Here is a 22,984-nt window from a genome sequence, read left to right on the forward strand (position 1 = left end):
TCAGGCCCGGTGGTCGCGGTAGTACTCCAGGAGCGCCTTGGTCGAGGCATCCTGCGATTCGAACGCGTCACTGTCGCCCTCGATCGCCGGCGCGATCTGCATCGCGAGCTGCTTGCCGAGCTCCACACCCCACTGATCGAACGAGTTGATGCCCCAGATCACGCCCTGCGTGAAGGTGATGTGCTCGTACAGCGCGACGAGCTGACCCAGAACGGCAGGCGTCAGCGACGGCGCGAAGATCGACGTCGTCGGACGGTTGCCCGGGAAGGTCCGCGCCGCGACGAGCGCGCCGGTCGTACCCTCGGCCTCGACCTCCTCGGCGGTCTTGCCGAACGCGAGCGCCTTCGTCTGCGCCAGGAAGTTCGCCAGGAACAGGCCGTGCACGTCACGGTCGCCGTCCGTCAGCGCGTACGCAGGGTTCGCGAAGGCGATGAAGTCCGCCGGGATCAGCCGGGTGCCCTGGTGGATCAGCTGATAGAACGCATGCTGCCCATTGGTACCGGGCTCACCCCAGAACACCTCACCGGTGTCGGTCGTCACGGGGGAGCCGTCCCACCGCACCGACTTGCCGTTCGACTCCATCGTCAGCTGCTGCAGGTACGCGGCGAACCGGCTCAGCTGCTGCGCGTACGGCAGCACCGCGTGCGACTGCGCGCCCAGGAAGTTCGTGTACCAGACGTTGAGCAGCCCCATCAGGACCGGGACGTTCTGCGCCAGAGGCGTGGTCCGCACGTGCTCATCGACCGCGTGGAAGCCGGCGAGCAGCTCGCGGAACGTGTCGGGCCCGAACTCGATCACGAGCGACAGACCGATGGCCGAGTCGACGGAGTACCGGCCGCCCACCCAGTCCCAGAAGCCGAACGCGTTCGCCGTGTCGATGCCGAAGTCCGCGACCTTGTCGAGTGCCGTGGACACCGCGACGAAGTGGTGGGCGACGGCATCCTTCTTCTGCTCGTCGCTGCCGTCGATCGCCCCCGCCGACGCGAGGCCCTCCCACAGCCAGTCCCGCGCGAGGCGCGCGTTGGTCAGCGTCTCGAGCGTCGTGAACGTCTTTGACGCGACGATGAACAGCGTCGTCTCGGGGTCGAGGTCCTTCGTCTTCGACGCGATGTCGAACGGGTCGATGTTCGAGACGAAGCGCGCCGAGATGCCGGCATCCGCGTACGGCTCCAGCGCCGCCGAGATCATCACCGGCCCGAGGTCCGACCCGCCGATGCCGATGTTGACGACCGTCTCGACCTTCTTGCGGGTGATCCCGGTGAACTCGCCCTTCCGAACCCGGCCGGCGAACTCGGCCATCGCATCGAGCACGCCCTGCACGTCGGCGTCGACGTCCTGGCCGTCCACCGTCAGCGACGGCGTCGCGTCGGCGGGACGGCGCAGCGCCGTGTGGAGCACGGCGCGGTCCTCGGTCGTGTTGATGTGCTCACCCGCGAGCATCGCGGCGTACCGCTCCGCCACACCGGTCTGCTCCGCAAGGCGCACCAGGGCGGCGACGATCTCGTCGGTCACGAGGTTCTTCGACAGGTCGACGTGCAGATCCGCGACGTCGTGCGCGAGCTTCGCGACGCGCTCCGGGTCTGCCGCGAACCAGCCGCGCAGATCAGGGGTGAAGCCGGCTTTCAGCGACTCGAGTTCAGCCCAGGCGGACGTGGTGGTGGCATCGATCGGAGCGTTGGTCACCCCTCAACGCTACTCACGTTCCGGCCCCTCCGCCCCCGCATGTCGTCCGTGGTCGTCGCATCCACGGCCCGTCCTGCGGCGAGCGTCACGACGTCGTCGACGTCGCCGAGTTCGCCGAGGTCATGCGTCACCACGACGACCGCCGCACCGCGGTCGGTCGCGACGCGCAGAGCGGATGCCGCGGCTCGTCGCGACGCACCATCGAGACCGCTCGTCGGCTCGTCGAGCAGCAGCAGATCCGCCTGCTGCGCGAGGGCCTGGCCGAGGAACGCCCGCTGACGCTGGCCGCCCGAGAGCGCACCGAGCGGACGGGAGGCGTGAGCGGACAGGCCGACCGCTGCCACGGCATCCGCGACGATCGTGCGATCGCTCCGCCGCAGCGGCCGGAACGCGCCGCGCTCGCGCCAGCGACCCATCGACACGAGATCCGTGACCGTCAACGGCAGTCGCGCGCTGTCGGCGGTGTGCTGCGGCACGAGCGCGATCGCGGTGCCGTGGCGCGTCTCTGCGCTGCCCGATGTCGGTTCCCGCAGCCCGGCGAGGACGGAGACGAGCGTCGACTTTCCCGACCCGTTCGCGCCCACGACAGCGGTCAGCCTGCCGCCGAGGACCTCGAGGTCGACGCCATCGAGGGCGCGGTGGCCGTCGATGTCGACGCGGACGTCGCGGAGGCGGATGACCGGACCCGAACTGTGCATCCGACCAGTATTGCAAATGAAAACCGTTCTCAATTACGTGTACAGTCGGGCACCGTGTCCGTCCTTCTCGACCCGTTCGCCGTCGCCTTCGTCCAGCGCGCCCTCGTCGGCGGTGCCCTGGTCGCCGTGGTCTGCGCCGTCGTCGGCACATGGGTCGTCCTCCGCGGCATGGCCTTCCTCGGCGAGGCGATGGCGCACGGCATGCTGCCCGGAATCGCGATCGCCACCCTCACCGGCTTCCCGCCCGTCGCGGGCGCCGCCGTGAGCGCCGCGGCGATGTCGGTGGGCGTGGGCGTGCTCCAGCGGCGCGGTCGGCTATCCGCCGACACCAGCATCGGCCTGCTCTTCGTCGCGAGTCTCTCTCTCGGCGTCATCGTCATCTCCGCCTCGCGCAGCTTCGCGACGGATGCCTCGGCCATCCTGTTCGGCGACATCCTGGCGATCGAGCGGGGCGACCTCGTGCTCCTCGCCCTCGCGGCAGTCGTGACCCTGCTGGTCGCCGCCGCGGGCCACCGCTCCTTCGTCGCCCTCGCCGTCGACCCTCGACAGGCGCAGCTGCTCGGCCTCCGGCCCCGCCTCGCGCACATCCTGCTCGTCGGGCTCGTCACCCTCGCCGTCGTCTCGGCCTACCAGGCCGTCGGATCGCTGCTCGTGGTCGGCATGCTCCTCGGCCCTGCGGTCGCTGCTGGCGCCTGGACGCGACGCATCGTTCCGACCATGGCGCTCGCAGCTCTCATCGGCACCGTCGCGGTCGCCGTCGGGATCGTCCTCTCATGGCACCTCGGCACCGCCGCGGGAGCCACCGTCGCCTTCACGGCGATCTGCTCGGGCGCGGTGTCCACCGGCGTCCGCGCCCTCATCCGCCCTACCCGCCCCGCCCTCGACGAAAGGACAGCATGAACCGCCGCGTCCCGATCGCCCTCGTGCCCGTACTCGCGCTCTCGCTCGCCGGCTGCCAGTCGGCCCCGGCCCCTGCCACCGCCCCTGAACCGACCGGCGACGGCCACGGCGCCATCGCCGGCGCGACCGAACTGTCCGAACCGGCACTGCACCTCACGAGCGTCACCCCGGCCGGTGAGGTGCGCCACCTCGACCTCCTCGACGAGGCGACCGAGACCCTCGGTGAGATCGCCCCGCCGACCTCGCTCGAGACCGACGGCCGCTTCCTCTACGCGGGGCGCGACGGCGGCGTCGGAGTCGTCGACAGCGGCGTCTGGACGTGGAACCACGTCGACCACTTCCACTACTACGAGGCTCCCGCGGCCGTGCTCGGCGACCTCGCCGGTGACGGCGAGCCGACCGTCGTCGCGAGCGACCTGGGCGCCGGTGTCCGATTCGACGGGGGAGAGGCCGTGCTCCTCGATCTCGACGCGCTCAAGAAGGGGCGCATCGAGGAGCGCTTCCGCCTCGACGTCCCCGCCGGCCCTGGCATGGTCGTGCCCCTGCCGACGGGCGCCCTCGTGACGGATGCCGGCGGCCTCCGCCACGTCGATGCGAAGGGCGCCGAGATCGAGACCGTGCCCTGCACCGACCCTGCCGGCTCGATCGCCACGAACGTCGGCGTCGTCGTCGGGTGCGCCGACGGCGCGATCCTGGCGGTGACGGATGCCGACGGCACTGCTTTCGAGCGGATCCCGTACCCCGACGGCGCCCAGGACCGCGTGCTGTCGTTCGCCGCGTGCGAGGGCCGCCCGACCGTCGCCGGCGCCACGAACGGCGACGCGTTCTGGCTGCTCGACACCCGCGAACGCACGTGGACCCGCATCGATGCCGGCGAACCTCTCGCCTGCGTCGCGGCCGTCGACGATGCCGACCAGCACGTCGTCGCTCTCACGGAGAAGGGCGAGGTCCTCGTGATCGACGGGGAGAGCGGCAACGCTCTCGCCCGCACGAAGCCGCTCGTGGCGGCATCCCTCGCCGATCCCGCCCTCGCGGCGGGCGTGACCCTGCAGATCGACGCGAACCGCACCTACCTGAACGGACCCGCCGAGAACGTGATGTTCGAGATCGACCACGCCGACTCCGCGCGCATCGCGCGCACGTTCGAGGCGGACGCACCCGCCTTCGTCGCGGAGACCGGCCGATGAGGCGCGCGCTCGCTGCGGTCGTGGTCGCGGCCGTCGCCGTCCTGGCCGGCTGCGCCGCCGCAGGGCCCGACCGACCGACCATCGTCGTCACGACCGACCTGCTCGGGGACATCACGGCGAACCTCGTCGGCGACCAGGTCGAGGTCGTCACCCTCATGCCCCGCGGCAGCGACCCGCACTCGTTCGAGCTGTCGGCCCGCGAGGCGGCGACCATCCGTACCGCCGACCTCTTCGTCTCGAACGGGCTGGGGCTCGAAGAGGGTGTGCAGCACCACGTCGAGGCCGCGGTCGCGGACGGGGTCGCCTCGTTCGTCGCGGGTGACCACATCGACCCGCTCGACTACGCCGACTCGGATGCCGTCGACCCGCACTTCTGGACGGACCCCACGCAGACGGCCCGGGTCGTCGAGTCGCTCGTGCCCGAACTCGCGAGCATCGACGGGGTCGAGGCATCCGTCGTCGACGACGCGGCCGCGACGTACCTCGACGAGCTCGACGCGCTGGATGCCGAGATGGCCGACACCCTCGGTGCGATCCCCGCCGAGCACCGAGCGCTCGTCACGAACCACCACGTCTTCGGCTACCTCGCGCGACGCTACGACGTGCGGATCCTGGGCGCCGCGATCCCCGGCGGCACGACCCTCGCCGCTCCCAGCGCCGCGGATCTGCAAGGCCTCGTCGAGGCGATCGACGAGGCCGGGGTGACCACGATCTTCGCCGACTCCTCGCAGCCCGACCGGCTCATGCAGGTGCTCGCCGACGAAGCCGGCCGCGACGTCGACGTCGTCTCGCTGTTCACCGAATCCCTCGCCCCCGAAGGCTCGCCGGGCGGCACGTACCTCGACATGATGCGACGCAACCTGCAGAGCATCGCCGACGGCCTCACCCCATGAGGCATTCCCTGGAAAGGAAACCCATGAAGAAGACCCTGCAGTTCGCCGCCCTGGCGGGCGGCGCTGCCCTGATCCTCGCCGGCTGCGCGTCCGCCGAGCAGCCGGCATCCGACCCCGCTGACAACGCCGCGCAGACCGCACCTGCTGGACCCCGTGTCGCGGTCGCCTATGAGGGCGGCGTGCTCGTCCTCGGCGGCGACGACTACGAGAACCTCGGCGAGTTCGCGTCGGAGGACTTCATCCGCCTGAACTCCGCCGGCGACGGTCGCCACGTGATGGTCACCACGTCGAAGGGCTTCCAGCTGCTCGACGTGCAGCAGCCCGAGCTGACCGACCTCGTCGTTCCCGCCGCTGCCGCGGGTCACGTCGTCTCGCACGCGGGCAGGACCGTTCTGTACGACGACGCGACGAGCGACACGACGATCTTCGACTCCGCCGAACTGGCGAAGACCGGCGATGCCCTCCCGGAGGCCGAGGTCATCCCCGGCGTCACCGCCCACCACGGCGTCTCGGTCGAGCTCGAGGACGGCACCATGATTACGACCGTCGGCGACGAGTCGGGGCGCACCGGCATCCGTGTCCTCGACGAGGACCGCAACGAGATCGCGACCAACGACGAGTGCCCCGGCGTCCACGGCGAGGGGACCGCGAAGGACGAGACCCTCGTGTTCGGCTGCGAGAACGGCGCCCTCGTCGTGAAGGACGGGAAGATCACGAAGCTCACGTCGCCCGATGAGTACGGCCGGATGGGCAACGCGTACGTCTCCGAGGACAGCCCGCTCGTCGTCATGGACTACAAGGACGACCCGGATGCCGAGGGGTACCTCCTCCGCAACATCACCCTGATCGACACCGAGGCGAACACGCTCGAGAAGGTCGCGCTCCCCGAAAGCGTCGAGTACACCTACCGCGGCGTCGGCCGCGGCCCGGACGACGAGGCCGTTCTGATCGGCACCGACGGCAAGCTGCACTCGATCGACCCGGCCACCGGTGAGATCGTCTCGTCGCTGTCGGTCGTCGACCCGTGGGAGGGACCTGCCGAATGGCAGGATCCGCACCCGTCCGTCAAGGTCGCAGGTTCCTTCGCCTACGTGACCGATCCCGCCGACAGTGAGATCGTCGTCGTCGACCTCGACGCCGACGAGATCGTGAAGACGGTGAAGCTCGACCACGTCCCGAACGAGATCGCCGTCGTCGGCTGATACCCGCACACGCCGCGAGCCGTCGCGGATGGTCCCTACCCCGGGTCCCGGGGCGACCATCTGCGACGGCTCGCGGTGCGTGGTGAGGATTACTCGCCGGGGCGGAGGGTGACCGTGCCGGCCGAGACCTGTACATCGATCGTCCGCGCAGCGCTCGTCGAGGTCTGCAGGCGGTTGTCGAACGTGCCGACGGACACGTCCGAGGTCACCCGGTAGGCCTCGTCGGGGAGGGATGCCACGAGCGTCCCCGCGCTGGCGTCCACGCGGACCTCATCGAGGGCGTCTCCGCGGAGGTCGGCGGTGATCTGCCCGGCGCCGATCGTGAGGTTCGCGCGCTGAGCGCCGTCGATGGAGACGTCGGCGTCGCCGGCGCTGACGTCCACCCGCAGATCGTCAGCCGTGCCCGAGACATCGGCGTCGCCCGCACCGACCGAGACGTCGAGGCGCCCGTAGGTGCCGTCGGCCGTGACCGATCCCGCCGCGACGTCGACGTCGGCGTCGAGCTTCTGATCGGCCATCGCCTCGGGGAGCGTCAGCGTCGCGCGGTTCTCCGACCAGTCGAAGCCCGCCTGCAGCATCCACCAGGGGCGCGTGTTGGAGAGCGACAGCGTCTCGCCGCGTCGCTCGAGCTTCCAGTCGCGGTTTCCGTCAACCGTGAGGATCGCCTCATCGACGTCCGCGTATTCGACGACGACGTGGCCGGCGGAGACGTCGAGCTTCAGGCCCGTGACTCCCGCCACATCGGCCGACCGGTTGTCGTCGCCGCGATCGGTGGTCGCGTAGGCGATCGACCCGATGCCCGAGACCAGCGTGCCGAGCAGCAGCAGGCCGCCGAGGCTCATCGCGATGACCGAGACGATCTGTGCCGACGCGCGTCGCGGCTGCTGCGGCGGCTGCGGGTCGGGGGTCGTGGGCGGGGGAGTGAGGTCGATGCTCATCGGTTCGTTCCGTTCTGATCGGGATGCCCGGCGGCGGGCGGCGTGTCGTGTTCGAGGTGGACGAGCGCGGCGAGCACCCGTCGGTTGCCGTGCTCGTCCTGTTCGAGGCCGAGCTTCTGGAAAAGGGAGGTGATGTACTTCTCGACGCTCGCCTCCGAGACGAAGAGCGCCGTGGCGATGGCCGCGTTGCTCTTCCCCTCGGCGATGAGCGCGAGGACGGAGCGTTCCCGGTCGGTGAGTCGCGACATCCGCTCATCCCGCGCGCGGCGGGTCAGCAGCTGGGCGACGACCTCGGGGTCGAGGACCGTGGCGCCGGCGGCGATCCGATCGATCGAGTCGAGGAAGTCCCTGACGTCGGCCACGCGATCCTTCAGCAGGTACCCGAGGGCCGCGTTCTGCCCGGTGATGAGGTCGCTCGCGTAGCGCTCCTCGACGTACTGACTGAGGACCAGCACGGGGAGGGTGGGATGCTGCGCCCGCAGCGTCAGCGCCGCCCGGATGCCCTCGTCGGTGAACGTCGGCGGGAGCCGCACGTCGAGGACGCAGAGCTCCGGCGCCGTCTCGCTGACCGCGTCGACGATGCCGTCGGCGTGGGGGAGGGCGGCGACCACGGTGTGGCCGGCGTCGTCGAGCACGCGGACCAGGCCCTCGCGCAGGAGCGTCGAATCCTCGCAGATCAGGATGCGCACGGGACCGTCACCTCCAGAGCCGTCGGCCCACCGGCCGGGCTGTCGAGCGTCGCGGTGCCGCCGGCGGCGAGCACCCGGTTCATGATCCCGTCGAGGCCACCGCCCGGGAGGACACGTGCGCCACCGATGCCGTTGTCCTCGACGCGCGCCCAGATGAGGCGTCCCGTCGCGGCGTCACCGCGGCTGCGGACCACGACGCGCACCTCGGTGGCGCGGGCGTGTTTGGCGGCGTTGGTGAGGGATTCGGCGATCACGAAGTAGACCGCCGCCTCCGAGGTCGCGCTGCATCGTTCGTCGAGACGAACGTCGAGCGACACGGGGACGTGGGACCGTGCCGCGAGCGCCGAGAGGGCGGCATCCAGTCCCCGGTCGTCGAGGACCGAGGCGTGGATGCCGCGGGCCAGCTGGCGGAGCTCGGTGATGGCCGCCTTCGTCGAGGTGTGCGCCTCATCGATCAGCGCCTTGGCGGCGACCGGGTCGGAGTCGATCTTCTGCTGCGCCATGCCGAGGGTCATCCCGACCGAGACGAGCCGCGGCTGGACGCCGTCGTGCAGGTCGCGTTCGATGCGGGTGCGCTCGACCTCGCTGGCCCGCACCGCGCCGGCGCGCTGCGCCCCGGCGGTCCGCGCCTGCTCGGCGAGGACGGCCTCGCGCGAGGGTACGAGGATCGACCGGGTGAGGAGGTCGTCGAGGAGCGAGATCCCGAACAGGATGCCGAGGCTCACCAGGACCGCGATGATGCCGCCCGCAACCGCCCAGCCGTCGGTGACCGGGATGCCGAAAACCGGCAGCCTGCCTCCCGCGGCGGTCACGAGAGGAGAGACCGCGAGGCCGAGCCCGGTGACGACCGCCGACGTGGCGCCGATGACGATCCAGCCGAGGACCGTCGCGATCGCGAAACTGCCGATGCCGCGCCACATCGCCCCGTCGATGAACTGGAGCCACAGCGTGCGGAGGAACCCTCGGAACCCCGGCTGCCCGCTCGTGCGGATCGCCAGCGGCGGGATGCCGTGGCCGTACAGCCCCTCGGCGCGCTCGTGCTCGAGCCAGGCGCCGGCCCACGCGACGTAGACGGCGGCGATCATCAGCGGGATGCCGATGCCGAACACGAGCGCGAGCCCGACACCGGTGCCGAACAGCGAGACGACGGTGGTCAGGATGCCGATGCCCGCCAGGGCGACGGCGGCGAGCTGCGCGAGCGCGCCGAGGCGCCGCAGCGACCGCAGCCGTCGGGGCGGCGAGGAGGTGTCGGAAGTCATGTCACCCACGCTAGGGGCGACCCTCGGGCCGCCACATCGGGGCGGACCGGAGACCTCGGTTCGGGTTATCCCCCAGGGGGGCGGATCCGGCGTACGGTGGCGGAATGGTCAGCATCCCCACGGTCTCCCTCAACGACGGCACCGCGTTCCCGCAGCTCGGTCTCGGCACCTATAACCTGCGCGGCGAGGACGGCACGCAGTCGATCGTCGCGGCGATCGAGGGCGGGTACCGGCTGCTCGACTCGGCCGTGAACTACGAGAACGAGCGCGAGGTCGGCGAGGCGGTGCGGCGAAGCGGCATCCGTGACGATCTCCTCGTGACGACGAAGGTGCCCGGTCGCGACCACGGCTACGACGAGACGCGTCGCAGTGCCGAGGGTTCGCTCGAGCGCCTCGGGCTCGATCGCCTCGACCTGTACCTCATCCACTGGCCCAACCCGAGCGTCGACAAGTACGTCGACACCTACCGCGCGATGGTCGACCTGCAGAAGGAGGGACGCGTCGGATCGCTCGGCGTCTCGAACTTCACCGAGCCGATGCTCGCCCGGATCATCGAGGCGACCGGCGTCGTTCCCGCGGTGAACCAGGTCGAGCTGCACCCCTACTTCCCTCAGGCGCACTTGCGCGCCTTCCACGTCTCGCAGGGGATCCGCACCGAGAGCTGGAGCCCGCTGGCGCGTCGGTCGGAGCTGCTGAGCGAGCAGACCGTGCTCGACATCGCCGCCGCCCACGAGGTGACGCCGACGCAGGCGGTGCTCCGCTGGCACGTACAGCTCGGCAGCACGCCGATTCCGAAGTCGGCCGACCCCGCGCGCCAGTCCGAGAACGCCGATGTGTTCGGCTTCTCGCTGACCGACGACGAGATCGCGGCGATTTCGGCTCTCGAGCGTGGCCGGCTGTGGGACGGCGACCCCGACACCCACGAGGAGATGTAGGGGTTCACCGCCCGGGTCTAGTCGCCCTTCACGTTGACGAGCTGGCGCAGCGTGTGCCGGATCTCGACGAGATCACCGGCGTCGGCCATCACCCGGTCGATCGGCTTGTACGCCTGCGGGATCTCGTCGATGAACGCGTCCGTGTCCCGGAACTCGATGCCCGCCATGGCCTCACGCAGCTGTTCGCGCGTGAAGGTGCGCCGCGCCGCCGAGCGTGAGTACTCACGCCCTGCGCCGTGCGGGGAGGAGTTGAGCGACAGCGGGTTGCCGAGTCCTGAGACGACGTACGACGCCGTGCCCATCGATCCCGGGATGAGGCCGGGCCGCCCCTTGTCTGCCTGGATGGCACCCTTCCGCGACACCCACACCTCCTTGCCGAAGTGCTTCTCGCGCTCGGTGAAGTTGTGGTGGCAGTTGATCCGCTCGTGCTCGACGACGTCCTCTCCCATCACCTCGGAGAGCTGCCGCGAGACCCGGTCCATCATCTCCTCACGGTTGAGGAGGGCGAAGTGCTGGGCCCACCGCAGCTGCCGGATGTACGACCAGAACTCGTCCGTGCCCTCCGCCAGGTAGGCGAGGTCCCGATCGGGCAGATCGATCCACCACTGTGTCGCGAGCCGCTGTGCGACGCCGATGTGGTGCGTGGCGATCTTGTTGCCCACACCCCGCGACCCGGAGTGGAGGAACATCCAGACCGCGTCGGTCTCGTCGACCGAGATCTCGATGAAGTGGTTCCCTGACCCGAGCGAGCCGAGCTGGTTCCGCCAGTGGCCCGCGTAAGACGCCGGATCGAACCCTTTCTTCGTCGCGAGCTCCTCCAGCTCGGCGACGCGCGGCTCGGCGGTCAGGGCGACGGTCCGGTTGTCGTGACCCGCCGTCAGCGGGATCGCCCGCTCGATCTGCTGTCGGAGGGTCGTCAGGTCACGCGAGACGAGCTGCGCCTTGGTGAACTGCGTCCGGACGGCGATCATGCCGCATCCGATGTCCACGCCGACGGCAGCGGGCATGATGGCGCCCAGCGTCGGGATGACCGATCCGACGGTCGCCCCCTTGCCGAGGTGCGCATCGGGCATGAGCGCGAGGTGCGGGTAGATGAACGGCATCCGCGACGAGGTGCGAGCCTGTTCGACGGTCTTCTCGTCGATGATGCTCGCCCAGGACATCAGCCTGTTCGAGAGCTTCTCCATGGTTCCTTTCCTTCGTGGAGGGCCCGGTAGCCCTTCGTGCGGAGAGGAACACACGAGAAGACGCCCCGGACCTGTGCGGTGCGGGGCGTCGGACGGTGATGGCGTCAGACGGCGCGCGCCGGAGGGTGCGGCAGGTAGCGGAACGGGACCTTGGTCTCATTCCGCTGGAGCAGATCGCGCCGTTGCGCGGTCATGGCATCCTCCGGGATCTCGCCGTGCCGGTCGGCACAGCCCTGCCACGGTAGCGGCCCGGGCGTGTCGCGTCAAAGGTCGATCGTGCGCATGAGCTCAGGCGAGGTAGCCCCGACGGACACGTCAGAGCTGAGCCCCGTCGTCGTCTCGGTCGTAGACGCCCTCGTTCCGCCCGCGGCGGGACTCGTAGGCGATGAACCATCCGACCGAGATCGCCGCCGCCAGGACGAGCCCGACCCACACGTTCTGCCAGACGAGTCCGAACAGGATGCCGGCGACGAACAGCAGAACCGTCCCGATGATCCAGAACCCGCGTCCTCGCTGTCGCTTCGCCATGCGGCCAGCCTAGGTTCCCCCGACCCGCGGTCGCGCATCGGCCCGAGGACCGTTACGGTGGCGCGGATGAGGCTCACCCGTCCGGAACTCGCCGATCACGTCGTCCACGCCAGCGTCGAACGGCCGGGAGTGGACCGCCCGGTGCTCCTGTGGCATCACGGCTCCCCGCAGACCGGCGCGGTCCTGCCACCCGTGGCCGCGATGGCGGATGCCGCCGGTCTCGACCTCGTGTCGATCGCCCGGCCGGGGTACGGGGGAGCGCCTCGCCTGCCCGGGCGAACCGTCCGTGACGCGGCTGCACGGGCCGCCGAAGTGCTCGACATCCTCGACCTGCGGAGCGTCGTGTCGGTGGGAGCCTCCGGGGGCGGCCCCCATGCGCTTAGCGTCGCAGCCCTCTCACCCGAGCGCATCTCCGGCGTCGTCACCCTCGCGTCGATCGCGCCGTTCCGCCCGGACCACGCATCGTGGTTCTCGGGCATGGCCGACCCGTCGGGTCTTCGATCCGCCACCGCGGGGATCGCGTCGCGCACGGCTCATCTCGAGGTGGAGGAGTTTGATCCGACGAGTTTCGTCGAGGCGGACTACCGGGCGCTCGAAGAGACGTGGGCATCCCTGGGTGAGGACGTCGCGGCATCCGCGCAGTGGGGATCGGACGGATTGGTCGACGACGACGTCGCCTTCACCCGGCCCTGGGGGTTCGCGCTCGCCGACGTCGTCGCTCCGGTGATGGTCGTGCAGGGCGAGCTCGATCGCGTCATCCCGCCATCGCATGCGTCTGCGATCGCCGAAGGCATCCCTCGTGCGACGCTGCTGCGGATTCCCGACGTCGGACACATCGCGGTCCTCGACCACCTGCCCGCAGCGCTCGCTGCTCTCCGCCGGATCTGACCTCAGCGGTTCCGGTGGTCCTCCGGCGCGAGTCGGGGGCCGCGGCGGGGTTCGACGACGCCGCTCGCCCCGATGAGGCGGATGACCCGCTGGCGCTGCCCCTTCCACGGTTCGAGGAGTTCCCGCATCCCGTCGTCGTCGACGCGCGAACCCGTCAGCGCGAAGCCGACCTGATGCGCAACGTGGTAGTCGCCGAAGCTGACCGCATCGGGATCGCCGAAGGCGCGGATGCGGGCCTCGGCGCTCGTCCAGACCCCGACCCCCGGCAGGCTCGTGAAGACCCGGTCGCGGTCGTCCCCGGTCGTCGCCGCGACCGCGGCGCGCTCGATCGAGGTGCGGCGACGCGCGGCGTCGACGATCGTGCGCGACTGCGGCGGTTCGAGGCCGGCGCGGTGCCACGACCAGCTCGGGATCATCCGCCAGTCCGCCGGCGGCGCGTACATCGGCCGCGGCGTCGGCCCGGGCGCCGGCTCGCCGTAGCGCGTCAGGATCCAGCGCCACGCACCGAAGGCCTGCAGCCCCGTGACCTTCTGCTCGAAGACGCTGCTGACGAGCGCCTCGAAGACGAGGTCGGTCGCCCCGATCCGCAGGTCGGGTCGCCGATGGTGGGTCGCCGCGATGAGCGGATGCCGAGACGCATCGAAATCGCCGGGGTCGTCGTCCGCGCCGCACAGGCGCGGCAACTGGTCCAACGTCCATGCCGCCCCGGGTCCCCAGGCGGCCGCCCGGACGGTGCGCAGCCCGGGACGGACCGCGATCGTCGCGACGCCCTCGGGAGTGCGGGTCGCCCGCCAGATGACGCCGTCCGCCGTGGTCTGCGAGGGATCGTGCGCACCGCGCTGCTGATACCGGATCGCGCCCGCGACATCGGTCGGGACCTTCGGGCGGTACTCCGCCTCGAGGGGCTTCAGGTGCCGGGACGGCGACGGATGCGGCATCCGTTCACGCAGTCCCGATCTCATGCCGACACCCTACGTCCGGGCGCCGACAGCCGGCTGATCAGAAGCGGTCGGGCGAGGGGGTGCCGTGGCCGTAGCGGATGACGACGTCGGCGTGCCGGTCGAAGCGGTAGCCGATGCCGCGGACCGTGCGGACGATGTCCTCGTAGCGGCCGAGCTTCGAGCGCAGGCGTCGGACGTGGACGTCGATCGTGCGCTCGCCGGGAGCGTCGTCACCGTCGGCGTGGCTCCACAGGGAGGAGACGAGCTCGGTGCGCTCGATCGTGCTGCCCTCGCGCAGCACGAGGTACTGCAGCAGTTCGAACTCCTTGAAGGTGAGCGACGCCGTCTCGCCGTCGATATGCACACGGCGACGGGAGATGTCGATCGTGACGCCACCGGGGACGTGCTCTTCGAGCGGCTCCTCGGGCTTGGTGCGGGCCACGGCGGCGGGCTCGTGGAGGGCGAGTCGGACGACGTCGACGTCGCGGCCGCCGGCGCCGACGGGGGCGAGCGCGACGGTGGCGTGGGTCTCGGCGGACGGGGCGAGTTCGGCGATCGTGCGGCGGAGCGCATCGACGATGACCGAGAGGCTGACACCGTCAGCAGCTGCCTTCAGCTCGTCGAGACCGACGTAGAGGGCGAATCCGCGGGGGGCGGTGCCGGCGGGAAGTCCCTTGGGCGCGGGGCGCTCCGTCACAGGCGGGGTGGCGATGTCCTCGACGGCGCGGAGGTGACGGGGAGCGGCGGGGGCGGAGAGGAGAGCGGAGGTCGACATGGCGATGTCCTTCGAAGGGGGAACCCGGAGCGGGACGCGGGTTCGAGAGTGTTGCGCGGGTGGCCTCACAGGGGCCGATGTGCGAGAAACCGGCATCCGCGTTGTGGGCGGGGGCTGGAGTCTCGGGGGTCGATCGCCGCGTTCAGAAGCGGCGGAGCGACCCGGCGGGGATCACCGTGTCAGCGACACATTCGGCAACACATGACAGCACGCTGCGGCATCATGATGCCGGCAGTTCCGTTCGCCTCCCGGGCGGACAGAGTGCGTGCGAAGTCAGTCATGTGGCCGATTATGACGAACCGCGTCGGGATGTGTCAAACCGCCCGGGCCCGGCGCGCTCCGGATGACGGAATGTGACAGATTGCTCAATCCGGCGCAGATCGCGTGGGACACCCGGCGACCGGCGTACCGTGAACGCATGAGCGAGCTGATCTTCACCGACGAGAAGGATGCCGCCCGGTACAGCCTGCACCGCGGCAAGGATCTCGTCAGCATCCTCGATTACAACGACGACGGCACGACGATCGCGTTGACCCGTGCGTACACGATCCCCACGTTCCGCGGCTCGGGTTACGCGGGGGAGCTGGTGCGGCGTGTGGTGTCGGACCTCGAGCGCCGCGGCGACCGGCGCGTGATCCCCGTCTGCTGGTACGTCGCCGACTGGTTCGACGCGAACCCCGGCCACGAGTCCCTGCTGAAGGAGCGTCGGACGGCCTAGGCCTCGCCGGGTCTCGGATCGCGGATCCGCCACCCTAGATTCTCGAGCGCGCCGCGCAAGCGGTCGGCGGCAGCCCGAGCGACCGCCGTGGATTTGTCGGAGCAGACGTCGATCGCCAGCGGCGGGGGGTCGGCGAACTTCGGGATCTGGACTTCCGCCCACGCGCCGGGAGACAGGCTGACGCGCGGGTACGCGGTGCGCGCGTGCTCGACGACGCCGTCGCACGCGAACGCGATCGTCTCCAGCGCATCGGGTTTTGTGATCGGCAGATCCACGACGAGGGTCACCACGAACGGCCCGCTCGCCGTGTCCCGATCGTGTCCCGACATCCCGTTCCCTTCGCCCGTCCTCCTCGTTCGTAGTCGTGCCGGACCGATGCGGTCAAGCCCGTAGGCCGCCCGTCGCCCGCGGGACACCATGAGTGGACGACCACGATGAGGAGACGACCATGGATCACGACGCCGACGACCGGATGAGCGATGCCGCACCCGCGGGTGGATGGTCGGAGCAGGATGCTCCCGCCGCCGCCTCCGGTGCCGTGACGAACGAGCAGAAGGAAGCCGAGGACGACGCCGACCGCGGACGCGGTGAGGGCGCTCCGATGCCGGATGCCGCGCCCGACCCGTTCGTCGAGAGCGCCGAGATCCAGCAAGGCCTCGACCCCGACGTGCTCACGGACGAGCAGGCGGATCGCCGGGCCGAGTGAGTCCCCTGGCGGACGCGGACGTGCGGGCGTACCGTGACGGCCATGTGCCGCAACATCGTTCCGCTCCACAACTTCGAGCCGGCGGCGACGGATGCCGAATGCCACGATGCCGCCCTGCAGTTCGTCCGCAAGATCAGCGGGATGAACAAACCGTCGCAGGCCAACACCGAGGCGTTCGAGCGCGCCGTCGAGGAGATCGCCGCCGCGACGCGACGACTGCTCGACGACCTCGTGTCGACGGTTCCCCCGAAGGATCGCGATGAGGAGGCGGAGAAGCGTCGCGCCCGGTCCGCGGACCGCTACGAGGCCCTCCGGGAGTTCCAGGATCGGAAGAAGGCGGAGCGCGCCGCGGCATCCTGACATCGCCCTCGTCCGCCGGGCTGCCGGTAACGTGAGACGGTCATGACATCGCCTGTAACAGCCAGCATTCCCCTGTCCTCCTCGCAGCGCTGGCGGGCGTTCTGGGTCTGCGTGTCGGTCGCGGCGTTCACGATCCTCGACCTCAGCAAGGTCAACGTCGGGCTTCCGGCGATCGAGACGTCGCTCGGAGCGACCTCGACCCAGCTTCAGCTCGTGGTCTCGGGGTACATCCTCACCTTCGGCCTCGCGCTCGTTCCGTTCGGCCGCCTCGGGGATCAGCGGTCGCGCAAGGCCCTCTTCATCGTCGGCCTCAGCCTCTTCACCCTCACGAGCGCCGCGTGCGCGCTCGCGCCGAGCATCGAGGTGCTCATGGCGGCCCGACTCGTGCAGGGAATCGCGGCCGGCATCCAGATGCCGCAGGTGATGGGCACGATCCAGCAGCTGTTCACGGGCAAGGAGCGCGGCCGCGCGTTCGGCCTGTTCGGCGCGACCATCGGCATCGCCACGGCGTTCGGGCCCACCCTCGGCGGTCTGATGATCGCGATCGGCGGGGAGACCGACGGGTGGCGCGGCATCTTCTGGTTCAACGTGCCGCTGTGCCTCCTCGTCCTCGCCGGGGTCATCTGGCTGCTGCCGCAGACCCGCACCGCGAGCGGCAAGCGCCTGCAGCTCGACCCGATCGGCATCGTCCTGTTCGCATTCACGGTCATCTCGTTGATGTGGCCGTTCCTGTTCACGACCGGCTCACCCGACGACGACCCCAACCGCTGGTGGCTGCTGACCGCCTTCGTCCTGTTCGCGACGCTCTTCTTCTGGTGGGAGCGGCGGTACGCGGCATCCGGCCGTCAGCCCCTTATCCCGTTCCGGATGTTCCGCATCCCCTCGTATCGCAACGGCACGTTCGTCGTCGTGGCCTACTTCACCGCGATCCCGCCGATGTTCCTGTTGGGGACCCTGTTCCTCCAGATCGGTGTGAGCCTCGAGCCGGTGTTCGCCGGCATGGTCTCGATCGGGTTCGCCGTCGCGAGCGCCGTGTCGTCGTACTACGGCGGACTGCTCGTCAACCGGTTCGGCCGTCAGCTGGTGACCATCGGGCTGCTGACCGTCCTCGTCAGCGTCGTCGCGCTCACGATCGTCGCCTACACGATGCCGCCCGAGACCGTCGCCTACGGCATGGCCGCCGCACTCCTGGTCGCGGGCGCCGGCGGTGGTCTGGTCGTCTCGCCGAATCAGACCCTCACCCTGTCCGAGATCCCGGTCCGCGAGGGCGGACTCGCGGGGTCGGTCGGCCAGCTCGGCCAGCGCGTGGGGACAGCCGTCGGTACCGCCATCGGGCTGTCCCTGTTCTATGCGACGATCTACCGTGAATCGGATGCCGGACTGGAATCCCTCGCGATCTTCCACGACGCATACGCCTACGGCATGGCTGCGGTCGGGCTCTTCCTGGCGATCGCGACGTTCATCTCGGTCATGGATCTGATCAATCTGCGCCGTCGCGGCGCAGCGGCACCGGCCGCCGAGTGACGCCCGCGCGGCACGCCTGGACGGCGATGTCGGAGCCTCGATCTACCGTGTGAGCATGCGCATCCTGCACACCTCCGACTGGCACATCGGGCGGACCTTCCACGGTCACTCCACGCTCGATGCGCTCCGCGGTGTGCTGGATGGACTGATCGCGCAGGTCCGTGAGCACCGCGTCGACGTCGTGATCGTGGCGGGTGACGTGTTCGACTCCGCAACCCCGGCAGCCGCCTGCTACACGCTCCTGTCCGACGCGCTCCGCGGCATCGCAGACGCGGGCGCGCGTGTCGTGGTCACGAGCGGCAACCACGACTCCGCGGCGCGGCTCGGGTTCCAGGCAGGGCTGCTGCGCGACGGCATCCACGTCCTGACCGATCCGGATGCCGTGGGCACCCCGCTCACGATCGACGACGCCCATGGGCCCGTCCACTTCTACGGCATCCCCTACCTCGAGCCGGCGCTCCTGCGGCACCGGTGGGAGGGGGTGCGCACCCAGGCTGCCGTCCTCGGGCGTGCCATGGATCTCGTCCGCGCCGATCTCGCCGAGCGGGGCGGCCGCTCGGTGGCGATCGCGCACTGCTTCGCCGCGGGCGTCGAGCCGACACCGCACCTCGAGCGCGACATCCAGCAGGGCGGCCTCGACGTCGTGCCGCTGTCGACCTTCGACGGTGTCGACTACATGGCGCTCGGGCACATCCACGGACGGCAGCGTCTGTCCGAGAGCGTTCGCTACGCCGGCGCGCCCCTGCACTACAGCTTCGGCGAGGGTGACAAGCCGCGCGGATCGTGGCTCATCGACCTGGATGCCGACGGCCTCGCCGTCGTCGAGTGGCTCGACCTGCCGGTGCCCCGTCGCCTCGTGACGCTCCGCGGTCCGTTCGCCGAGATCCTGTCCGACGAGGCGCTCGCCGTCCATGCGGAGGCGTGGGTGTGCGTCGAGTACACCGATGACCTTCCCGAGGCGGATCCTCTTCGTCGGCTGCAGCAGCGGTTCCCCTTCTGCGCAAAGGTCGTGCACGCGCCGACGACCGTTCGCACCGGCGACACGGCGACCTACGTCGAGCGCGTCCGCGCCGCGCGCTCCGACCGTGAGCTCGTCGATGCCTTCCTCGTCCATGTGCGCGAGGGGCAGGGGACGACGGAGCGGGAGGCGGACCTCCTCGACGACGTACTCGACGAACGGGTGCGCCAGGAGGCCCTCGCGTGAAGCTCCACCGGCTCGAGGTGACGGGGTTCGGTCCGTTCCGCGAGCGGCAGACCGTTGACTTCGACGCCTTCGACGACGACGGTCTCTTCTTGATTTCGGGCCGCACGGGTGCGGGCAAATCGAGCATCCTGGACGGCGTCAGCTTCGCCCTATACGGATCAGTACCGCGCTACGAGGGTGGCGACCGGCGGCTGCGCAGCGACCACAGTCATCTCACCGACCCGACCGAGGTGCGGCTCGAGTTCACCGTCGGCGGCACCCGCTGGCGGGTGACTCGCGCACCCGAGTACGAGCGGCCCGCCAAGCGCGGCGGCGGTCTGACCCTCGAACCGGCGCGCGCCGAGCTCGAGGAGTGGGTCGGCGACCGATGGGTCGGCCGTGCCGCCAAGCAGCGCGAGGTCGGGATCGCCCTCGACGAGGTGCTCGGGCTCAGCGCGCAGCAGTTCCAGCAGGTCATCCTGCTCGCGCAGAACAAGTTCTCGCGGTTCCTGCTCGCAGCCAACGCGGAACGCCAGCAGCTGCTCCGAACCCTCTTCGGGACCAGGCGCTTCGAGGCGTATAAGGACGCGCTCGACGAACGCCGGCGCGACGCGCAGAAGCGGCTCGACGAGAACGGTGCACGGGTGCGTACGCTCCTCGAGGTCGCCGAGCGCGAGATCTCGACGCACGACCTCCACGGGGCGGATACCGGCGAGGCGCCGCTCGACGCGGACGTCCTCGGACGCAAGGAAGCCGTCGAGCGAGCTCTCGCGCGAGCCGAGTACCGCGTCGATGCGCGCGGCAACGAGCGAGCGGTCGCGGCGGCTCGGGCCGAGGCAGCGACGGCGGAGCACCGGCGGCTCGTCCAGATCGCGGAGCGTCTCGCCGACCTCGAGCGAGCCCGCATCGACCTCGCCGCGCGTGAGTCCGAGCGATCCGAGATCGACGCTCTCCGCCAACGCGTCGACCGGGCACGGGCCGCGGAGACGCTGCGCGCTCCCGTCGAGAACGCAGCACGGGCCGCTGAAGCCCTGGCGACGGCGCAGGCGGATCAGCGCGCGGCGGAGGGCGCCTGGACCGCTGCGGGCGGTTCGCCCGACGACGATCTCCCCGCGACGATCGACGATCTCACGAGCCGCATCGCCCGTGCGCAGGCCGCCGCCGAGGCGGAACGGGATGCCGCGGCCCTCGGCGACGCGCAGCAGCGTCGCCGAGACGAGCTGGCAGGCGTCGAGGAGGCGCTCCGCGACCTCGACGCCGTCCTCGCGGCCGTGCCCGAGCGCCGCCAGGATGCGGCACGTCAGCTCGCGGAGGCTCGCGCCGTCGCCGGGCGACACGACGACCTCGCCGCCTCGCGCGCCGACCTCGTCGCACGACTCGAGGCTGCCCGATCTCTCGAACGGCTGAGCCCCCGCGCTGCCGAAGCCGAAGCGGCGTACGCGGACGCCAATGCACGCTCCGCCGCGGCATCCGCCCACGTCGGCGAGGTGCTCCGTCAGCGCCTGCGCGGCTACGCGGGTGAACTCGCGGCATCCCTCGTCAACGGCGAACCCTGCGCGGTCTGCGGATCCACGGCGCACCCCCGTCCGGCGGCGCACGACGACGAACCCGTGACGGACGATGACCTGGCCGCCGCCGAGAAGGCGCGTGACGAGGCCGCCGTGGCCGAGAAGGATGCCGCCCGCGCAGCCGCCGCAGCGCGGGAAGCCGTCACCGCGGCCTCAGCCGCGGCGGGCGGTCGGGATGCCGGCCAGCTGGCTGACGCCGTGGCGGACCTCGACGATCGGCTCGAGGCAGCCGTCGCCGCGCGCTCCCGCGTCGACGAGCTGAGTCGCGACTCCGAGCAGATCGACGAGCTCGAAGCCGACGCGCTCCGCGAGGCCGCGGCCGTGCGCGAGCGCGCAGGTGCCCTCCGCGAGGAGCTCGCGACGGCCGACGGGGCGCTGCAGACCGCCCGCCGAGCCGTCGACGCGGCGCGTGGTGAGCACGAGAGCGTCGCCGCGCGCATCGCCGCCGACGAGAAGCTCCGCCGGCTCGCCACGGTGCTGCTCGACGCTCGCCGGGGCGAGCAGACCCGTCGAGAGGCGGCGGACGCGGCGGAGGGCGACCGGGACGCACGCATCGCGGGCACGATGTTCGCGTCGCCGGCCGACGTCCTCGCCGCGCTCCTGCCGGCCGACGAGACGGATCGACTCGTGCGTCGCGTCGAGGAGCACGCCGCCGCGCTCACCGCCGCGCGAGCGCGCGCGCTCGAACTCGAACTCGAGACCGTCGATCAGACGGCCGCTCCCGAGACCGTCTCGGCCGCTGCACGCGAGGCAGCCGAGGCCGACGACGCCCGGTCCGCCGCGATCACCGCCGAGGCCGACGCCACGAGCCTCGCGACGGGCCTGCGCGACCTCGTCGCGCGCATCGACGCTGCCGCGGGTGCCGTCGCGACCCAGGCCGAGGATGCCGCCGCGATCACGCGTCTCGCCGACACCGTCGCGGGCAGGGCCCCCAACACGATGAAGATGGACCTCGAGACCTTCGTCCTCGCCGCCGAGCTCGAAGAGATCGTCGCCGCCGCGAACCTGCGGCTGGCGGAGATGTCGTCGGGTCGCTACACCCTGCGCCACTCCGATGCGAAGCAGGCTCGGGGCGCGGCATCCGGTCTGTCCATCGAGGTCCTCGACGCGCACACGGGACGGCTTCGCTCACCGCAGTCGCTCTCGGGCGGCGAGACCTTCCTGGCCTCGCTCGCGCTCGCCCTGGGGCTCGCCGAAGTGGTCACGTCCCGGGCCGGCGGCATCCGTCTCGACACGCTGTTCATCGACGAGGGGTTCGGTTCGCTCGATCCCGAGACACTGGAACTCGCCATGCGCACCCTCGACGAGCTGCGCGCCGGTGGCCGGATCGTGGGCGTCATCAGTCACGTCGAGGCGATGAAGGAGCAGATCCCCGCTCAGCTCATCGTCGAGGCGACCCCGGAAGGGCCGAGCATCGTCCGGCAGGACGTCGTCACCCAGCCCTTAGGCTGAAGGCATGAAAAAGGGCACGATCTGGACCATCCTCGGCGTCATCGCCGCCGTGATCATCGCGTGGATCGTCGTCGACATCGCGCTCAAGGTGGTCTTCTTCTTCGGAAAGATCCTCATCGTCGCCGTCGTGGCGCTGATCGTGTTCTTCGTGCTGCGTTCGCTGTTCAGCCGACGCGACGCCTGATCGATCCCGCGGGCGTCAGACGCCGTAGAGCTCGGCGATCCGCTCGCGCAGCTGACCGCTGCAGATCGCGACGGCGTCCCGCCAGTCGGTGATCGCGTCATCCTGCGCGCTGTCGGAGACCGCCTTCAGGATGCGGATCGGCACACCGAACTGCTGCGCCACCCAGATGTAGGCGTAGGCCTCCATGTCGACGAGCGTGCCGCCGAGGGCCCGGATCGCTTCCACGGTCTGCGCATCGTCGACGAAGTGGTCGCCCGTCGCGATGGTCGTGCCCTCGCGGCCTGCGATCGACACCGTCGGCGGCAGCGAGACGTGCTGGCCTGCGACGCCGTCGACGTCCGACACATCGTGCTGCAGTGCGGTGGTCACGTCGTGCACACCCACTGCGCCGGCATCCACCGATCCGGCGGTCCCGACGACGACGATCTCGTCGTAGCTCGCGCGGTCGAGCGCGCGCGTCAGGGCGTACGTGGCCTGCAGCTTGCCGGGGCCCGTGACGAGCCGGTCGAAGCCGGGGAGCTCCGCGGGGAAGGCGACGAGTTCGGAATCCAGAGCGGCGACGAGGAGCTTCACCGGACCATCATCC

General features: G+C 70.7%; 24 protein-coding genes. 13 read left to right on the forward strand and 11 right to left on the reverse strand.

Annotation, left to right across the window (positions count from 1 at the left end):
- Both pgi and aztA read right to left on the reverse strand, forming a co-directional pair.
- On the reverse strand, positions 1–1,683 hold the full coding sequence (gene pgi / locus ABCU91_RS05355) for a glucose-6-phosphate isomerase (RefSeq protein WP_413355078.1): 1,683 nt from the start codon (positions 1,681–1,683) through the stop codon (positions 1–3).
- On the reverse strand, positions 1,680–2,381 hold the full coding sequence (aztA, locus tag ABCU91_RS05360) for a zinc ABC transporter ATP-binding protein AztA (RefSeq protein WP_406922605.1): 702 nt from the start codon (positions 2,379–2,381) through the stop codon (positions 1,680–1,682). Before aztA ends, pgi begins: the two co-directional genes overlap by 4 nt.
- Positions 2,382–2,435: 54 nt before the next feature.
- Here aztA and aztB point away from each other — a divergent pair, with 54 nt between their 5' ends.
- The 4 genes from aztB to aztD are packed head-to-tail and all read left to right on the forward strand — an operon-like array spanning position 2,436 to position 6,563.
- Entirely contained in the window at positions 2,436–3,281 is an 846-nt protein-coding gene (aztB, locus tag ABCU91_RS05365) for a zinc ABC transporter permease AztB (protein ID WP_413355079.1), read from the forward strand.
- Positions 3,278–4,468 (forward strand): hypothetical protein, encoded by a 1,191-nt coding sequence (locus ABCU91_RS05370; RefSeq protein WP_413355080.1) that lies wholly within the window; start codon positions 3,278–3,280, stop codon positions 4,466–4,468. Before aztB ends, ABCU91_RS05370 begins: the two co-directional genes overlap by 4 nt.
- Entirely contained in the window at positions 4,465–5,361 is an 897-nt protein-coding gene (locus ABCU91_RS05375) for a metal ABC transporter solute-binding protein, Zn/Mn family (RefSeq protein ID WP_413355081.1), read from the forward strand. Before ABCU91_RS05370 ends, ABCU91_RS05375 begins: the two co-directional genes overlap by 4 nt.
- A gap of 23 nt (positions 5,362–5,384) precedes the next feature.
- Positions 5,385–6,563: a zinc metallochaperone AztD gene (gene aztD, locus ABCU91_RS05380; protein WP_413355082.1), complete on the forward strand. Its 1,179-nt coding sequence runs from the start codon at positions 5,385–5,387 to the stop codon at positions 6,561–6,563.
- 89 nt (positions 6,564–6,652) lie between these two features.
- Here the strand turns inward: aztD and ABCU91_RS05385 are convergent, their stop codons facing one another.
- The 3 genes from ABCU91_RS05385 to ABCU91_RS05395 are packed head-to-tail and all read right to left on the reverse strand — an operon-like array spanning position 6,653 to position 9,449.
- Positions 6,653–7,501 (reverse strand): hypothetical protein, encoded by an 849-nt coding sequence (locus ABCU91_RS05385; protein ID WP_406922600.1) that lies wholly within the window; start codon positions 7,499–7,501, stop codon positions 6,653–6,655.
- Positions 7,498–8,190, reverse strand: a complete 693-nt coding sequence (locus ABCU91_RS05390) for a LuxR C-terminal-related transcriptional regulator (protein WP_413355083.1) — start codon at positions 8,188–8,190, stop codon at positions 7,498–7,500. The genes ABCU91_RS05385 and ABCU91_RS05390 overlap by 4 nt, the downstream gene beginning before the upstream one ends.
- Positions 8,178–9,449, reverse strand: coding sequence for a sensor histidine kinase (locus ABCU91_RS05395; RefSeq protein WP_413355084.1), 1,272 nt, complete (start codon positions 9,447–9,449; stop codon positions 8,178–8,180). Before ABCU91_RS05395 ends, ABCU91_RS05390 begins: the two co-directional genes overlap by 13 nt.
- Before the next feature lie 104 nt (positions 9,450–9,553).
- Here ABCU91_RS05395 and ABCU91_RS05400 point away from each other — a divergent pair, with 104 nt between their 5' ends.
- Positions 9,554–10,384 (forward strand): aldo/keto reductase, encoded by an 831-nt coding sequence (locus ABCU91_RS05400; protein ID WP_413355085.1) that lies wholly within the window; start codon positions 9,554–9,556, stop codon positions 10,382–10,384.
- Positions 10,385–10,401: 17 nt separating this feature from the next.
- Here ABCU91_RS05400 and ABCU91_RS05405 read toward each other — a convergent pair whose 3' ends face one another.
- Together ABCU91_RS05405 and ABCU91_RS05410 are read right to left on the reverse strand one after the other, a co-directional pair.
- On the reverse strand, positions 10,402–11,571 hold the full coding sequence (locus tag ABCU91_RS05405) for an RtcB family protein (RefSeq protein ID WP_413355086.1): 1,170 nt from the start codon (positions 11,569–11,571) through the stop codon (positions 10,402–10,404).
- 315 nt (positions 11,572–11,886) lie between these two features.
- On the reverse strand, positions 11,887–12,099 hold the full coding sequence (locus tag ABCU91_RS05410) for a hypothetical protein (protein ID WP_413355087.1): 213 nt from the start codon (positions 12,097–12,099) through the stop codon (positions 11,887–11,889).
- 66 nt (positions 12,100–12,165) lie between these two features.
- Here ABCU91_RS05410 and ABCU91_RS05415 point away from each other — a divergent pair, with 66 nt between their 5' ends.
- A complete protein-coding gene (locus ABCU91_RS05415) occupies positions 12,166–12,987 on the forward strand; it encodes an alpha/beta hydrolase (RefSeq protein ID WP_413355088.1) in 822 nt (273 codons plus the stop codon).
- Positions 12,988–12,989: 2 nt separating this feature from the next.
- Here the strand turns inward: ABCU91_RS05415 and ABCU91_RS05420 are convergent, their stop codons facing one another.
- Both ABCU91_RS05420 and ABCU91_RS05425 read right to left on the reverse strand, forming a co-directional pair.
- Positions 12,990–13,925 (reverse strand): DNA-3-methyladenine glycosylase family protein, encoded by a 936-nt coding sequence (locus tag ABCU91_RS05420; RefSeq protein WP_413355380.1) that lies wholly within the window; start codon positions 13,923–13,925, stop codon positions 12,990–12,992.
- Positions 13,926–13,986: 61 nt separating this feature from the next.
- Positions 13,987–14,703, reverse strand: coding sequence for a winged helix-turn-helix domain-containing protein (locus ABCU91_RS05425; RefSeq protein ID WP_406922593.1), 717 nt, complete (start codon positions 14,701–14,703; stop codon positions 13,987–13,989).
- 418 nt (positions 14,704–15,121) lie between these two features.
- Between ABCU91_RS05425 and ABCU91_RS05430 the strand changes: the two genes are divergently transcribed.
- Entirely contained in the window at positions 15,122–15,421 is a 300-nt protein-coding gene (locus tag ABCU91_RS05430; RefSeq protein ID WP_018186822.1) for a GNAT family N-acetyltransferase, read from the forward strand.
- On the opposite strand, the gene ABCU91_RS05435 is transcribed toward ABCU91_RS05430, so the two are convergent.
- The gene (locus tag ABCU91_RS05435) at positions 15,418–15,750 is read right to left on the reverse strand and encodes a hypothetical protein (RefSeq protein ID WP_413355089.1); all 333 of its coding nucleotides are present in this window, start codon (positions 15,748–15,750) and stop codon (positions 15,418–15,420) included. The genes ABCU91_RS05430 and ABCU91_RS05435 overlap by 4 nt on opposite strands.
- A gap of 119 nt (positions 15,751–15,869) precedes the next feature.
- Here ABCU91_RS05435 and ABCU91_RS05440 point away from each other — a divergent pair, with 119 nt between their 5' ends.
- From ABCU91_RS05440 to ABCU91_RS05465, 6 genes are read left to right on the forward strand one after another with little or no spacing between them, the layout of a single operon-like run.
- Complete coding sequence (locus tag ABCU91_RS05440) at positions 15,870–16,127, forward strand: hypothetical protein (RefSeq protein ID WP_406922592.1); 258 nt, start codon at positions 15,870–15,872, stop codon at positions 16,125–16,127.
- Between the two features lie 42 nt (positions 16,128–16,169).
- On the forward strand, positions 16,170–16,487 hold the full coding sequence (locus ABCU91_RS05445; RefSeq protein ID WP_133398585.1) for a DUF2277 domain-containing protein: 318 nt from the start codon (positions 16,170–16,172) through the stop codon (positions 16,485–16,487).
- A 42-nt stretch (positions 16,488–16,529) separates the two neighbouring features.
- Entirely contained in the window at positions 16,530–18,011 is a 1,482-nt protein-coding gene (locus ABCU91_RS05450) for an MFS transporter (RefSeq protein WP_413355090.1), read from the forward strand.
- Between the two features lie 55 nt (positions 18,012–18,066).
- Complete coding sequence (locus ABCU91_RS05455; RefSeq protein WP_413355091.1) at positions 18,067–19,215, forward strand: exonuclease SbcCD subunit D; 1,149 nt, start codon at positions 18,067–18,069, stop codon at positions 19,213–19,215.
- Entirely contained in the window at positions 19,212–22,214 is a 3,003-nt protein-coding gene (locus ABCU91_RS05460) for an AAA family ATPase (protein WP_413355092.1), read from the forward strand. Before ABCU91_RS05455 ends, ABCU91_RS05460 begins: the two co-directional genes overlap by 4 nt.
- A 4-nt stretch (positions 22,215–22,218) precedes the next feature.
- A complete protein-coding gene (locus tag ABCU91_RS05465) occupies positions 22,219–22,398 on the forward strand; it encodes a hypothetical protein (protein WP_091351746.1) in 180 nt (59 codons plus the stop codon).
- A gap of 15 nt (positions 22,399–22,413) precedes the next feature.
- On the opposite strand, the gene ABCU91_RS05470 is transcribed toward ABCU91_RS05465, so the two are convergent.
- The gene (locus tag ABCU91_RS05470; RefSeq protein WP_413355093.1) at positions 22,414–22,971 is read right to left on the reverse strand and encodes a nucleosidase; all 558 of its coding nucleotides are present in this window, start codon (positions 22,969–22,971) and stop codon (positions 22,414–22,416) included.
- Positions 22,972–22,984: the final 13 nt, after the last annotated feature.

It is taken from the genome of Microbacterium phoenicis, assembly GCF_047302325.1.
Taxonomy (GTDB): domain Bacteria; phylum Actinomycetota; class Actinomycetes; order Actinomycetales; family Microbacteriaceae; genus Microbacterium.